At 68.4% G+C, this 14,359-nt stretch carries 12 protein-coding genes, 2 pseudogenes and 2 riboswitches; of the genes and pseudogenes, 2 read left to right on the top strand and 12 right to left on the bottom strand.

The genetic code is table 11. From position 1 onward, the window contains the following. Positions 1 to 663: pseudogene (locus VP06_RS37145) on the top strand (hypothetical protein); the annotation flags it as partial. Here VP06_RS37145 and VP06_RS11810 read toward each other — a convergent pair. Continuing rightward, a complete protein-coding gene (locus tag VP06_RS11810; protein WP_048463967.1) occupies positions 647 to 1,141 on the bottom strand; it encodes a hypothetical protein in 495 nt (164 codons plus the stop codon). The pseudogene VP06_RS37145 and the gene VP06_RS11810 overlap by 17 nt on opposite strands. Here VP06_RS11810 and VP06_RS38980 point away from each other — a divergent pair. After that, positions 1,125 to 1,298, top strand: a pseudogene (locus tag VP06_RS38980) (glutaredoxin); the annotation flags it as partial. The gene VP06_RS11810 and the pseudogene VP06_RS38980 overlap by 17 nt on opposite strands. 280 nt (positions 1,299 to 1,578) lie before the next feature. Here the strand turns inward: VP06_RS38980 and VP06_RS11805 are convergent. From VP06_RS11805 to VP06_RS37140, 11 genes are all read right to left on the bottom strand, one after another. Next, positions 1,579 to 2,100, bottom strand: a complete 522-nt coding sequence (locus VP06_RS11805) for an AAA family ATPase (RefSeq protein ID WP_048463971.1) — start codon at positions 2,098 to 2,100, stop codon at positions 1,579 to 1,581. Further along, positions 2,093 to 3,058 (bottom strand): DUF6925 family protein, encoded by a 966-nt coding sequence (locus VP06_RS11800; RefSeq protein ID WP_048463966.1) that lies wholly within the window; start codon positions 3,056 to 3,058, stop codon positions 2,093 to 2,095. The genes VP06_RS11805 and VP06_RS11800 overlap by 8 nt, the downstream gene beginning before the upstream one ends. Then, a complete protein-coding gene (locus VP06_RS11795) occupies positions 3,036 to 3,851 on the bottom strand; it encodes an ABC transporter ATP-binding protein (protein ID WP_048463965.1) in 816 nt (271 codons plus the stop codon). Before VP06_RS11795 ends, VP06_RS11800 begins: the two co-directional genes overlap by 23 nt. Next, positions 3,848 to 4,894: a FecCD family ABC transporter permease gene (locus VP06_RS11790; RefSeq protein ID WP_048463964.1), complete on the bottom strand. Its 1,047-nt coding sequence runs from the start codon at positions 4,892 to 4,894 to the stop codon at positions 3,848 to 3,850. Before VP06_RS11790 ends, VP06_RS11795 begins: the two co-directional genes overlap by 4 nt. Then, complete coding sequence (locus VP06_RS11785) at positions 4,891 to 5,730, bottom strand: ABC transporter substrate-binding protein (RefSeq protein ID WP_048463963.1); 840 nt, start codon at positions 5,728 to 5,730, stop codon at positions 4,891 to 4,893. Before VP06_RS11785 ends, VP06_RS11790 begins: the two co-directional genes overlap by 4 nt. Before the next feature lie 7 nt (positions 5,731 to 5,737). Beyond that, on the bottom strand, positions 5,738 to 7,705 hold the full coding sequence (locus tag VP06_RS11780; RefSeq protein WP_245291151.1) for a TonB-dependent receptor plug domain-containing protein: 1,968 nt from the start codon (positions 7,703 to 7,705) through the stop codon (positions 5,738 to 5,740). A 123-nt stretch (positions 7,706 to 7,828) separates the two neighbouring features. Continuing rightward, positions 7,829 to 8,024, bottom strand: a riboswitch (cobalamin riboswitch). A gap of 128 nt (positions 8,025 to 8,152) precedes the next feature. Further along, positions 8,153 to 9,199: a HoxN/HupN/NixA family nickel/cobalt transporter gene (locus VP06_RS11775; protein WP_048463961.1), complete on the bottom strand. Its 1,047-nt coding sequence runs from the start codon at positions 9,197 to 9,199 to the stop codon at positions 8,153 to 8,155. 45 nt (positions 9,200 to 9,244) lie between these two features. Further along, positions 9,245 to 11,245 carry a TonB-dependent receptor gene (locus VP06_RS11770; protein WP_082167351.1) on the bottom strand — a complete coding sequence of 667 codons (2,001 nt, stop codon included), beginning with the start codon at positions 11,243 to 11,245 and terminating at the stop codon, positions 9,245 to 9,247. Between the two features lie 236 nt (positions 11,246 to 11,481). Beyond that, a riboswitch (cobalamin riboswitch) is annotated at positions 11,482 to 11,682 on the bottom strand. A 760-nt stretch (positions 11,683 to 12,442) separates the two neighbouring features. Next, positions 12,443 to 13,036: an invasion associated locus B family protein gene (locus VP06_RS11765; protein WP_048463960.1), complete on the bottom strand. Its 594-nt coding sequence runs from the start codon at positions 13,034 to 13,036 to the stop codon at positions 12,443 to 12,445. 35 nt (positions 13,037 to 13,071) lie between these two features. Further along, positions 13,072 to 13,830 carry a SapC family protein gene (locus VP06_RS11760; RefSeq protein ID WP_048463959.1) on the bottom strand — a complete coding sequence of 253 codons (759 nt, stop codon included), beginning with the start codon at positions 13,828 to 13,830 and terminating at the stop codon, positions 13,072 to 13,074. Between the two features lie 23 nt (positions 13,831 to 13,853). Further along, positions 13,854 to 14,359 (bottom strand): MBG domain-containing protein (locus VP06_RS37140; protein WP_053081730.1); only part of this gene is annotated, 506 nt, incomplete at its 5' end.

Genomic DNA, 14,359 nt, shown 5'->3' with positions numbered 1-14,359 from the left:
GCCGCGAACTGGGCCGGGGTCGAGGGCGTGTATTTCCGCTCGACGACCGGCGTCGGGGTCGGCGGCATGGTCGTGATCGAGTTCGAGCCACTCATCCTGTTTCGCGACGGCAGCTACTACGAGATCGACGATGCCGCCCTCGAGGATGTCGACCTCGCCGCCGAGCGTGCCGCCAGGCCGCGCCGCTTCGGCCGCTGGATCCGCTCGGGCGACTCGTATGTCCTGACCGGCACGGGCGGGAAGCCGCAGGACTACACGCTCCAGGACGGCTCGTTCTTCAAAGCCTACCCGGCGGAGGCCGGCGAGCGGACGATCGCCCGCTCCTACCGTCGCATGTCGGGCGGCGGCAACACGGCGATGGGCGGCGACGTGATGATTGCCGTCTCGAGCCGCTACGACTTCCGCTCCGACGGCACCTACGGCCGCGGCGGCTCGGCCGGGGCGACGAATTCCGGCGCGACCAGCGGCGTGAGTTCCGCGATGAGCCGCCGGCGCCCGCCAGAGGGCGGGCGCTACGGCCTCGACCGGCACACGCTCACCCTGACCGGCCCCGACGGGCGCAGCCGCCGCCTGTTCTTCGCCTACGGCTCGGAGAAGGATCCGCCGCAGGTCGACCGCGAGATGGCCTTCATTGGCGGCAGCGTGTTCACGAATCCGGATTGAGGGTACGGGCCCCTCGGGATGCCGCCCGGACCTGCGCGATCGCATCGAGCACCGCGCGCGTCCCGCCCCGCACCCCCTGCCCGGCGATCCAGTAGCCGCCGCCATCCATGCCGTTGAGCCGCGCGTGCCACCGGCCGCGGCGGCTCCAGGGCAGGTGATCGGCGAGACCCGGCCGCACCTGCAACTGGATGAACCCCTGCGTGCCTATGGCGATCTCGTCGACCACCGCGATGGCGTGCCACGGGATCCAGTCGGTCGATCGCCGGCGGTCGAATACGCCCTCGGGCGAAACCGAGACCACCGGGCCACGCCGCACCGACTCCCGCAGAAGGACCGGGATGCCGAGGCCGAACAGGACGAGGCCGCAGGCGACGAAGAACTGCTTGAGGCTTCCCGGCGCGGCGAGCGGCCGCTCGCCGGATTCACAAAGGAGCATCCAGGCGCAGGCGGCGGCAAAGCCCGCGGCGAGCCATGCCACCTACGCCACGCCGCCGACGATGCGCGCCGCCGAGCGGTTCATCGCCTTCAGCATGTGCGTGCTGACGCTCCTGAAGCTGTAGGACGTCGAGAGCTTCTCCTCGATGCTGTTAAGCAGACTTGCGTTGGCAGACCTGCGCTTTGTCCGCCTAGGGCATTTTCCGACGAAGTGGATACCGGTTCGTCGTAGAAAATGCGGCAAAATAAAAGAGATAGAGAAGCTTCGCGTTTGCAACGCGATCGTGAAGCGCTCTAGGTTCCTGTGTTGTCGCAGATTTTCGTTGCAAAAGCCGGCAAGCACTTTTGCGAAATCTGCTTATGCGACGACCTGCTCAGGCGGCGCAGGGTCCGCTCTGCGCCAACAGACGACATCAGCATTCCACCAACGTAACGTCCGCTTTCGATATCAGCGTGGAACCTCGTGCGGCATTCGCAAGATCAGCCCTTGATGAGTTCGACTTGGTCGGAAGGAAGCGTCCGCCACCAGGCATCCGGCGCGTGGAAGGCATCGTATGCGAGCCTCAGCACGGTCTCCGGCTGGCGATGCGACGGGTCGAAGGCACCGCGCTCCTCGTTGCGGGCCTGGAGCACCTCCCAGGGCACATCGAAGACCTTCCACTCGGTAGAAAGTCCATGCCGTCCGATGACGTCGATCTCACGCTCAAACACGGCTCGGGTCAGGTGCGTGTCCGCCATGACGACGCTGAAGCCTTGGGAAAGGGCGGTCTCGAGCGCGGCCACCTTCACCGCATGAAGGAGCTGTTGAGCCTGCCTGTCCCGACCTCCGCGGCGCACCTGCCAATAGACCTGCCGGTCCGGCGGCCAGAGCGCTTGCCGGAGGTCGTCCAGGGTGAGGTGTACCCATCCGTCCAGCGGGTCGAACCGACGCGCGTAGGTCGTCTTGCCCGCCCCGGGACAGCCGATCAGGCCAACCACCCGCTGACGGATGGTGTCAGGCATGGTCGGCAACGGCCTCATCCTCATCGGCTTCGATATCGGCCTCGATGATCTCGCCCCGGAGGTACCGGGCCTGGATTTCGGCGATGCGTCGGGCCGCTTGGGCGTGACGGCTGGATACCGAACTGGCCGGCCGATATTCGCCGCCGTGCTTGACCGCGAGCAGGTCCGGATCGCCCCAGCGGTTGAGCAGGACCTGGAAGGCCGCGTGCCGGCCGGCGTCGAAGGCGATCCGCTGACCCAGCATGTCCTTGTAGGGATGGGCCGGATGGATGGCGGCACACGGCACCCAGCCCGCGGGGATCGGCGTCGTCGCAGCATGCGTGCGCCCGCTCCGCAGCAGCTTGGGCAGAACGTGGGTGTGCGGACCTGCGGGGCTTGTACCACCGGGGCCCGGGATCGGGGCGTAGACCTCGATGCGGCCGACCTTGGCGAGGAACACGCGGTGCGGGCTCATCGCGACGAGTTGCCGACCGATGGGGTTCGCGTGATCGAACAAGGGCCGTCCGACGCCCGACCGGAGGCAGGCGATGGCCTCGGGGTCGCTCGTGCGGACGCAGGCATCGACCGCGAGAAGGTCGAGTCCGAGATCAAACAAGATGCCATCCCGGTCCCGTTCGCGAGCCGCATCCCGGTCTGGACCGAGTTCGGTCACGACGCCGCGCCGGCTCATGGCGCAGGACGCCTCCGGAAGGCAGAGAGCGATGGCGTGGTTCCAACCGGACGCGACCGCGGTCTCGTAGGCCACCGGACGCAGGTCGGGGCACGGGGTCAGGGCGATGGCGCCTCGGGCGGTCGCCATGCCCAGGCGACCGTCCGGCAAGGCCATGACGGCCTCGTCCGGATCGCGCATGAACTCGGCGATGGCGCCGAAGCTGCCGAGGCTCCAGGCGGTTCCGACATCGGCCAAAGCCTCGCGCAGCAGGGCCGTGACCGCCTCAACCGGGGATGATGGCGCCATCGCTCTTCTCCGTCTGCACCCCGGATCGTGCCCAGGGCAGGATGTATCGGGTCCCGTCCGCCGCCCGCCCCCGCTCCACCGACACGCCGAACACGTGGGCGAGCAAGGCATCGGTGAACGCATCCTCCGGCCGGCCGTCCGCGACGATCCGGCCGCCGGACAGCACGAGGATACGGTCGCAGAACCGGGCCGCGAGGGCGAGGTCGTGCAGGACCGCGACCACGCCGCTGCCATCGCGCGAGGCGGCGCGAAGCAACGCCATGGCGTCGAGTTGGTGGGCGGGATCGAGGGCCGTGACCGGCTCGTCGACGAGGAGCCACTCGGCCTCGACCGCGAGGGCCCGGGCGAGCAGCGTGCGCATGCGTTCGCCCGAGGATAGGGACGGCTCGGTCCGACCAGCAAGATGGGAGACATCGGTGCGCGTCATCGCCCGCGCGACCGCAGCCTCATCGGCGTCCGACAGCCCGGCGAAGGCACGGCGGTGCGGCAATCGTCCAAGCGCCACGATCTCCCGCACCGTCATCGGCCACCCGACGCCAGCGCCCTGGAACAGGGCCGCGATGCGCCGAGCCCGTGCGTCGCGACGCATGCCGGACAGCGACTGGCCGTCCAGGGTCACGCGACCCTGCGCCGGGGAGACCAGCCCCGCCAGGACGCGCAGGAGCGTGGTCTTGCCCGCTCCGTTCGGACCGACGAGCCCGACGAAGCGGCCGCGCTCCAGGGCAAGGTCGATCTCCGGCAGGATCATCCGGCCATCGAACGTCACCTGGACGTTCTGGAGGCTGAAGCTCATGCCCGCCTCCCGCGGTTGCGCAGAAGCAGCACGATCAGGAACGGTGCGCCGACGAGCGCGGTCACGACACCGAGCTTGAGTTCAGGCCGGGTCGCGAGCAGGCGCACGCCGATATCCGCCGCCAGGACCAGGACTGCCCCGGCAAGCCCGCTCGGCAAGAGGCTGGCGCCGGGACGGGCCCCGACGAGCGGCCGCATCAGGTGCGGCACCACCAAGCCGACGAAGCCGATGGCACCGGAGACCGCCACCCCGCTGCCGACCGCCAGCGCGGCACCGGTGACGAGGCGCAATTGCACCGAGATGAGACCGACCCCAAGGCTTGCGGCGGTGTCCTCGCCGAGTGTCAGGGCGTCGAGCGCGGAAGCGGTCGAGAGCATCAGGCCCCAGCCGATCCCCATCAGGGGCAGGCAGAGAAGGACGTGGTCCATGCTGCGGTCGCTGAGCGATCCCATCATCCAGAACACGATCTCCAGGGCCGCGTAGGGGTTCGGCGACAGGTTGAGCGCCAACGCGGTCAGGGCGCCGGCCAGGCTCGACAGGCCGACGCCGGCCAGGATCAGCCCGAGCGTGCCGCTGCCACGGGCAGCCAGCGCATTGAGGAGCAGGGCCGCCACGCCCGCACCCGTGATGCCGCCGAGCGGCAGCGCGAGGCTGAGGGCGGCGGCGAGCCCGCCGTAGAAGGCGAGCACGGCACCGAGCGCGGCGGCCGAGGAGATCCCCAGGATGCCGGGATCGGCCAGCGGGTTGCGCAGGTAGCCCTGCATCGCCGCGCCGGTCAGGCCGAGACTGAAGCCGACGAGGCCGCCGAGGAGCGCCCGCGGGACGCGCAGCTCCCACAACACCATCGCGGGCAGCGTGGTCTTGCCAGCCACCAGGTCGACGAACGCGGCCGGCACGTCGAAGGGCGCGTAGCCGATGGCGATCGAGGCGATCGTCAGGGCGATCACCGCAAGGGCGAGGACGACGACGACCGTTCGGCGAGCACGCGGAGTGCCGAGGCGCCATGCGCCAGGCTTGGCGACGGCCCGAAGCGGCGCGGTCATGGCCGGGGAGCCTGTGCGTTCGCGGCTGCCGCGAGCCGCGCGACGACCTCGGCAAGCTGGGGACCCGGACAGGTCCAGAAGCGGTTCGGGATGGAAACGGTCTTGCGCGCGCGCGCGAGCGCCCGGAAGACAGGATGGTGCAGGAGCGTGTCGGCGAGCGAAGGCATGCCCGGCGCGCCCTCATCGACGACGATCAGGTCCGCGTCTGCGAGAATGGCGGCTTCGAGCGGAACCTGCCCGAATCGGTCGCGTCCGATCTCAGCCGCGACGTTCACCAAACCAGCAGTGCGGAGGAGCGCATCGCCGAGGCCCCCGGGCGCGACCGTGAAGGCGTTCGGGCGCATGACCAGGGCCCGCAACGGCCGGGCCGCCGGCACGATGGAGGCGAGCCTGGCGTCGAGCTCCGCGACCATCGCCCCACCCCGCTCGGGGTGCCCGAGCGCCGTCGCGACCTGCCGGATCTGCGCGCGCACGCCATCGAGGTCGGCCGGCACGCCGAGTTCGAGCACGGGCGAGCCGACGCGCTTGAGCATGCCGACCGTCGCGCGCGTGGTGAAGGCGCCCGCGATGACGAGGTCCGGCCGGAGCGCGACGACCTCCTCGGTCAGGCCGCGCGTCACCGGTAATCCCGCGGCCTCGGCCGCGACCGTCGATCCGCGCGGGTCGCGGGCGAGGTAGGTCACGGCCAGAACCTGCGCGCGGTCGGCCAGCCTCAGGACAAGCTCGTCCGCGCACAGGTTCATCGAGACCACGCGCACGGGCCCCTCGGCCGGGCCGCCGGCGGCCGGCATGGCAGCCAGGACGACCGTGAGTGCGAGGAAAGCCCGCAGCGGCATCGTCACCTCAGAAGGTGGTCAGGCGCACGCCGCCGTAGACGGCGAGCCCTGCTCCCAGGAACCCGGTCGGGTTCTGGTAGCGCTGGTCGAACAGGTTATCGATGCGGGCAAACAGCGTCAGGTTGTCCGAGTAGGCGTAATGGGCCGAGAGGTTGACCAGGGTGAAGCCGGGGTTCTTCAGCCGCGGCACCGAGAAGTCGCGGTTGCCGTCGACGAACGAGCCGATCGCCACCAGCGTGCCGGTGAGCGTGAGCTGCGGCATCGGGTTCCAGATCGCGGTGGCGCTGACCTTGTGCCGGGGCCGGCGCAGGAGCTCCTGGTGGGCGATCTCGTCCTTGGTGACGGTGTTGGTGTAATCGACCCGGCCGCTCAAAGTGTCTGTGAGTTTGACCGAGACGAAGCTTTCCGCCCCGTAGGCCACGGCGCGGCCGACATTCACGCTGGTCGAGAAGGTCGGGAAGTAGGCGGTCTGGATCAGGTTGCGGAAGTCGGTCTCGAAGTAGGTTGCGCCGACGAGCACCCGGTCGCCAAGGGGCTGCTCGAAGCCGCCGTCGAACCCGAAGCTCTCCTCGGGCCGCAAGGCCGGGTTCCCGAAGGAGCGGAAGGCCGGATAATCCTGGTAGAGCTGGCTCAGGGTCGGCGGCTTGAAGCCGGTGCCGACGCTGCCCTTCAGGCGCGTCTCCGTGGTGGGCAGGATGTAGCTTGGTGCGATCCGGAAGGTGGTCGCGCCGCCGAACTGGTCGTTCTCGTCGTGACGGATGTTGGCGACCAGGAAGGCGCGGTCAGTGATCGCCGATTGCAGCTCGGCGAAGCCGCCGGTATTCCCGTTCGACCTGTCGATGCCGGTCGCCTGGAAGCGTTCGTCCTCGCGCTGAGCCCCGAATAGCAGCAGATGGCCGGGGCTAAGCTGGACGTCACCGCGATAATCGAAGCGGGTGCGCTCGCCGAGATACGTCGAGGGCGTCGGCGGCGCGAGCGGGTCGAGCGGTCCGGCGAACAGGCGATCGAACTTGGCGTAATTCGCCCCGAAGACGTTGTGGAAGCCCGGCAGCGGCGTCCACTCGGCCTCGCCGCGCATCAGGAGCTGCTGCTGGTCGTTGAGGTTGCGGTAGGGCACCGGCCGATAGGGAAAGCCGCCATCGGCCTGGTCGAGATAGGCGCTGTCTGAGAAGCGCAGGATGGTGTTCAGGCGGAAGCTGTCGGTGAGCTGCGCGCCGAGCTTGGTCGAGACGGATCTGATGTCCGTGAAGGCGGTGCGAAGCGGCACACCGGGCGGCAGCAACTCGAACGGCGTGACCGGCAGGGCGGCCTGGCGCAGGTGCTGCACGGAGAACGAGTAGTCGAAGATGCCCGACGCGCCCGACAGCCGGCCGCCCTGGTTGAAGGTGCCGTACGATCCGCCCTCGGCAAAGGCGGTGACCTTCGGCGGGCCCTCGCCGCGCTTGGTCACGAACGAAATGACGCCGCCGATGGCGTCGGCACCGTAGAGGCCGCTCTGGGGTCCGCGCAACACCTCGAGGCGGGAGAGGTCCTCGGTCTGAAGCTGGCTGAAGTCGAAGGAGCGGTTCGGCGTCGAGGGGTCGTTGACGTCGATGCCGTCGATCAGGACCTTGACGTGGTTGGAGTTGGTGCCGCGGATGAACACCGAGGTCTGGCCGCCGGCGCCGCCGGTGCGGACCACATTGAGGCCTGGCACCTGCTGCAGGGCGTCGGGCACGGTGCGGACCTGCTGGGCCTGGAGCAGGTCGGAGGTGAGTACGGTGACGCTCGACCCGGTCTGTGTGACCGGCGTCGGCACGCCGGTGGCTGACACCGAGATCTCGGCGAGCGGGATGGCGGCCTCGCCGCCTCGCGGCACGTCCGCGACGGGGGCGGCGACCTGCTGGGCGTGTGCGGCGGGGGCGGCAAGCAGGGCAGGACCAGCGCAGGAGAGAGCCAGCACGCTCCGGCGAGCGCGATGAAGGGGATGGGGCACCGGAGACAGACCTCGGGTAACGGCAGTGGCACGTCACCGCGAACGAGGTCTCGGGTCGTCCCCTCCTCGCAGGATTGGCGGACCCTCGACACCCGCCAGGACACCCCGCCCAGCGCGTTTCGCGTGTGACCACGACTGACGGCAGGTCTCCTGGCTCGCGGGTCGCTGCCCTCTCACCGTCTTCCCGGGCCAGGCTGCCCAGTGACATGGTGGCGGAAGGCTCGCCGCTTACAGTTGCGGGGGCAGCCGCGGCATCGGGCTCATCGCCCTCACCGCGTTCCCTTTTGATCCCCGAGGGGAACCGTCCCGGCCAGCTAAGCGACGCGGAGGCGCGCGGTCAATCGCCTTGCTGCAACGCTTTAGAATATTCCCGAGGCCAGTACACGGCTGTCCCGCGCGAAGAGCGTGGCTCGGCAGTCGAGGGGGCGCCGTCCCGCAACAGCGCGCTCACCGAGCCGGTTCGAGCCGGTCGTACCCCTTGGCGCGGTAGATGATGACCGAGGCGATCCACGCCACGACGAAGATGCCGACCACGGCGAAGCCAGCCTCGCCGAGATTGTCGTTGAGCGTGCTCACCGCTTGCCACAATCCGCCCGTGAGCCCGAGCTTGTCGCCGATCACGCCGAGGGCCTCCAGGCCGCCGATGAACAGCGCGACCGTCGCGGAGGCTGCCGTGATGGTCAGGTTGTACCAGAGCTTGCGGACCGGATTCGCGAGTGCCCAGCCGTAGGCGCCGGTCATCAGCACGCTGTCGGTGGTATCCAGGAGCGTCATGCCCGCGGTGAACAGCGCCGGGAAGATCAGGATCGCCCAGAACGACAGGCCCTGCGTGGCCTGCGTCGCCGAGATCCCGAGCAGGGCGACCTCGGTCGCGGTGTCGAAGCCCAGCCCGAAGAGGAAGCCGATCGGGTACATGTGCCATGAGCGCGAGACCACGCCGAAGACCCGGCGGAACAGGCGCGCCAGCAGCCCCCGTCCGGCCAGGAGGGTGTTCAGGTCTTCGTCCACGATCTTGCCGCCTCGCCGCACCCGGGAGAACGCAGCCCAGACGCCGCGCAGGATGAACAGGTTGGCGATGCCGATGACGAGCAGGAACGTCGCCGAGACCGCCGTGCCGATTAAGCCGCCGAGGTCGTGGAACTGGTCGAGGCTGTCCTTCATCGCCGCGGCCGTCACGGCGATCAGGCCCGAGGCCAGGATGACGATGGTGGAGTGGCCGAGAGAGAAGAAGAAGCCGACCGAGTGGGGCTTCCGACCCTCCTGCATGAGCTTGCGCACCACGTTGTCGATGGCCGCGATGTGGTCTGCGTCGAAGGCGTGGCGCAGTCCGAAGCTGTAGGCGAGGAAGGCGGTCGAGAGCAGGACGGGCTGATGGGCGAAGGTCGCGAAGGCCGCTGCCCAGGCCGCGATGTTGGCGGCGATCAGGACGGCGTAGACGAGCCCGACCTTCACCTTGAGACGGGCAGGCTGATCGTCGAAGGGGTTCGGCAACAAGGGTCCGCTCCGGATGGTAGGGCTCGTCTCAGCCAGGACTGCCCATCAGAACCGTCCCGCCAGGGTCAGGCGTACGGCAGTCGGCTCGACCGGATGGAAGTGGCGGTCGGCCACGGCTGAGGCCTCGCCGGGCAGGCGGGACTCGTAGTAGTAGGTGATCTGGTCGGCCTTTGCGTTCGTCAGGTTGAGCACGTCGAGGGCGAGGCTCACACCAGCGTCGAAGGCGTAGCCGATCCGACCGTTGAGCAAGGCGGTCGGCTTCGAGCGCACCGTGTTGTCCTCGATCAGCGGCCGGGGCCCGAAATACCGGAAGCGCAAGCTACCGAACCATCCCTGGCCCTCGCCGAAGGTGACGCCCGCCGACGCGATGGTGGTCGGCGCCTCCGGCACGCGCTGGCCGACGGGGTCGCGGTCGGAGAAGCGCGCGTTGGTGATCGTCAGGTCGCCCTCGAGCCGCAGCCAGGGCGTGACGGCGTAATGGTTGCTCCACTCGATGCCGAAACGGCGGGTCGGCCGGCTCGGCTCGGTGGAGCCAGTGTCGCCCTGGAACAGGTTCTCGGAGGCGAAGTCGAGCCGGAACAGGGCGAGGCTGGTTTCCAGGCCGGCGATGGAGCGGTTGCGGATCCCGACCTCGTAGCCCGTCGAGGGGACCAGGAAGGGCGAGCGGCTGATGTTGAACAGCGGACTCGCCGGATCGACCGTCGCGGTGACGCCGCGGGCGTCGTTCGAGTGGAAACCGCCGCCGTAGTTCAGATAGATCTCGGTATCCCTCCACGGCCCGAACACCGCTCCGAGCTTCGGATTGACGATGCTGTCGCGAGCCCGGCCCGAATTTGCGGGCGTGTCGGAGCGGACGTCGGCGTAGTAGCCGTCGGCCCGGAAACCGACGCTGGTGCGCAGCCAGTCGGTCCAGCGCACCCGATTCTCGTAGTATAAGGCGGCGCTCGCCTCCAGCACATGATCGTCGAGCACGGTCGAGCGGTACTGCCGCGCCGTGGCGTTGGACAGGCCGACACGGATATTGTCGGTGCGGGTCTGCACGCCGATCTCGTTTTCCATCGGCAGGCCAAACAGGTCGCCCTGGAAGACCCTGGAGATCTCACCGCCGCCGAGCACCCGGGCGTCGCGCTGGCGGAACTGGTCGCCGTCGACGGGGTCGTTCAGGAAGTAGGTGAAGTTGTTCCAGAGGTTCATCTGGTAGCGGATCACGTAGGCCGAAGCCCGGGTGATGCCTCCGGCATCCGACTGGCTCCAGCGTCCGGACAACGAGAAGCGTCCGGTATCGCCGCCGTCTGTCGGGTCCAGCGTGCCGTAGCGGCCGATGATGCCTTCCGCCACCGCCCGCTCCGGGATCTGGTTGGTGGCGTTCCACTTCGCCCAGTAGGCCATGCCGCTGACGGCGAACCCGTCAGTCGCGGTGCCCTGGCTGTAGCGGGCGACGCCGTTGAGCTTGCGAAGGGCATCAGGCACGACCCACGGCCCGTCATAGGTCTGCGCCTCGCCCGCCACCAGGAGGTTGCCCGCCCCGAGCGGCACGGAGGCGGCCGAGAGCCCGCGCTTGAAGCCGAAGCTGCCGAGCGTCGTCAGCGCGATATTCCGGTCCAGCTTGTCGAGGTAGTCGATCCTGACCGACCCCGCCGAGGCGAAGTCGCCGTCGCGGACGAAGTAGGGGCCTTTGTGGAACTCGACCGCGCCGACGAGTTCCGGAATCAGAAAGTTGAGGTCGGCGTAGCCCTGACCGTGAGCGTGGGTGCGCATATTCACCGGCATGCCGTCGACGTGGATGGCGATGTCGGTGCCGTGATCGAGGTTGAAGCCGCGCAGGAAGAACTGGTTGGCTTTGCCCTCGCCGGAATGCTGGGTCACGATCAGGCCCGGCACCTCTTCCAGCACTTCGCCCGGGCGGGTAACGGGGCGGCTGTTGAGCTGCGCGCCCGAGATGATCCCGGCGCTGGCGGAATTGACGGTGGTGAGGGTGCCGCCGATGCCGGTAACGCCGCCGACGTAGCCGGCGCTGGCGGCCGTGGCGCCGAACGAGGCAGGCATTGGGGCGAAGACCTCGATCTCGTCGAGGCGGATCTCGCCCGCAGCCTCCTGGGCCTCGGCAGGAGGAGCCACGAAAGCGGCGACGCAGGTGAAGAACGTTGAAGCGAGCGACAGGCGGGAAGCGGGCACGGTCGGGACCTGGGTAACGGCAGTGGCACGTCACCGCGAACAAGGCCGCCCGGATCCCGAAGACCCGTGCCGGCACCCGCCAGGACACCCCGCCCGACGCGCTTCGCGCGTGACCACGACTGACGGCAGGTCTCCTGGCTCACGGGTCGCTGCCTTCTCGCCGTCTTCCCGGATGAGGGCCATCCAGTGACGCCGTGGCGAAAGGCTCGCCGCTTACAGTTGCGGGGGCAGCCACGGTCTCGGTGCGTGCAGCACCTCACCGCGTTCCCTTTTGATCCCCGAAGGGAACCGTCGTGCGATTGGTATTTCAGGGTCCCGAGTCGAGTCAACGAGATCGGAGGCAGGAGCCCCGCGGCCTTCGTGCGTGGGCGCTGACGACCGACGAGCGCCCGACAGATCCGTTCCCACAATCCGCGCTAAAGGTCCTTGAGCCAAACGATGTCGCGTCGCGACGCCTTGAAGCGCGAGAACGAAGCCGTCGGCAGGTAGAGAGCCCCGATCAGCCCGGGTACCACACATCTAGCGCTGAGCGGGGAGCAGACCCTGAAGTTCGCGGCCGACGCTGTCGGCCAGGACCAAAAGGCCATACACCGGGAGAGACCTTGGCCATCACAGGATGATAGCGCGAATCTCGTCCTCGGCTGCCCGTCAATCCCCACCTTCAAGAACCGATGGATGGTGAGGCCCCCTCCCGCATCATAGGAAAAACCGACATTTTCGCCGACGGCGGAAGCATCCTATCGCGGTTGCATGGGCACGCCAGTTTCATCCAAGGCGGGTCGACCGAAGGCCGGCGTGGAACACGATAAAGCTTCGCTATCGAGAGTTGCAGAAACCATTAATGATCGCGACCATGTTTTATTTGCGATGGACGGCGAAGCCGATGAAGAATTTACATCGACTTTGGCCACAATCGCCGCGATGCCTCCCACGATCCAGGTCTGTATTGCGACACTCGGGCACCAACAGCCCATTGCTGACGAGCGCTGGGCCGTCGATGAGGTCGTAGGACCTCTGCCATGTGAGGCGCGCCACGCTGAGACCCGGTCTCGTGTCAGGCTGGATCCGTCACGTCCGCTCCTTGACCAAAGCTGACAGCGCCGGATCGAGCCCGCGGAAGGACACTGGGATGACTAACTCGCGACCCATCGCGTCCTTGAACGTCAGGCGACCGGGATCGCTCGACGCCCGCCACTGCTTCAGCACCTCCTCCTTCACGGGCACATCCGCCACGCAGCCCGCCGGTATGCACCGCCGCCAGCCTAGATCCACTCCGGCGTTCTCGCTGCCCTCCTTCTCCGCCACACCCAGCCGCACGCTCGATGGGAAGCTCACCGAAACAGGGAGCACCACTGTCAGGCGCAGGTCTGCCTCCCCAGACAGCCGGCTCACCGCAAGCTGCGCCAGCGGGCCCGTCTGTCCCTGGAGCTGGATCGCCTGCGACACCTCACAGGCCCGCGTCATCTTCTCCCCGTCCCCGAAGCGCTGGCAACGGAGTACCCAATCTCCGAAGCTCGCCGTCGTCACCGCAGGCTCCGACGACACCGGAGGCAGGCTCGGCGGTGGTTTGGACGCGGATTTGGGGGCCGTTTGTGCGCCGGCCCCGTCGGCGACAAGTGCGAGGGTTCCAGCCAGGGCTAATCCCACCACGATTCGCTGCATGGTTGATATCGGTCTCACGCGGCCACTCCTACGGTTTAAGCTTTGCTCGCAGCGGTTGACGCCGCGAATGTCAAGGTGAAGTCACCCACCGCCTGCAAGCTGACTAAATGCGCGTGGATCGGCCCCAGCCAGCCCTCACAGCGTAGGGACAGGAAGGCTTCATCGCTAAGACCCGCCAGCGCGCCTTCGTCCACCGCCAGTGCTCCGTACAGGCTATGGCTCTCGCCCGTGGCCAGATCCTGCCCCTGTAGAGTCACGCCGCGCAGCAAGCCCAAGTCCTGCAGCGCCCGCCCCAGTGCCGCCGTCCGCCGCGCTGCCTGCGCATAGTCCGACACCAGCCGGACCCGCTCCTGCAGCAGCGCTGTCTCGGTGCCGTCCGTCTCAAACAGCGCCACGCGCTCACCGGCCTCCTCGCCCTCATCCGCCAGCAGCACCCCCTCCGCCGTATCGTCCAGGCACACCAGTGGAGGCTGGCCGTCGCTTTCGCCTAGGATGAACGGGTAGCGCCGCAGATAGGCCGGCAGGTAACGCCCGCTCCAGGCCCCGTCATCGGAAACCAGCGCGCTGCGCCCGGGCACCAGGCCAGCCAGGAAGACAGGGGTCGGCCCCAGGCTCTCGGGGAGGAACAGGATCGGCAGGTGGCGGCAGGCGGCAGCGAATTCGTCCACCACTGCCGGGATCAGGTGACTGGTGCGCGCGAAGCCAAAGCGCTGCGGATTGCGCAACCCGAGCCCGGTGTGCGCGTCCCGATTCAGGGGAACGACGCTGCGATAGAACAGGGGAAGGGAACTCATCGAAACCTCGTCACTGGCCGGGATCAGGGAGTGGGAGAGGAGGAGAGCGCAGCCTGCGGGCCAGGCGGGACGAGGGCGCAGCTGATCGGGGCCGTGCTGCAGATCACGATGTTACTGAAGCGCGGATCGCTCAGCAGCCCGCCAATCAGCGCCGAGGCCGGCAGCGGCAGCGGGCTGTTAGGCTGTGGGGTGTTGAGCTGAAGGACTTCGGCGATGGTGCTGGCCGAGGCCGTGGCATCGGTGGACGCGGGCAGGACAATCAAGTCGGCCCCCAGGACGGTGAGGCTGTAATTGGGCGGCGCGGCCAGGCTGCCCTGAGTGATGCTGTAGCGGCCCGGCAGGCTGATCGGTGTGGCGGTGGTGGTCAGGGTACCCGTGAGCGTGCCACCGTTGACCAGACCGTCGGGGCCAAGGGTGTAGGTGAGAGGCGGGTTGAGCTGGCCTTGCAAGCGGTCCTGCGGGTCGGCGGCGATGCTGAGCGGGCGGAGGGTCACTGCCAGCCGCGCGTCCTGGTAGCTGACGGCGTAGT

Origin of the sequence: Methylobacterium aquaticum (genome assembly GCF_001043915.1) — a bacterium.
GTDB lineage: Bacteria > Pseudomonadota > Alphaproteobacteria > Rhizobiales > Beijerinckiaceae > Methylobacterium > Methylobacterium aquaticum.
The sequence above is the reverse complement of the archived record's forward strand: the minus strand, read 5'-3'. Positions and strand labels throughout refer to the sequence as shown.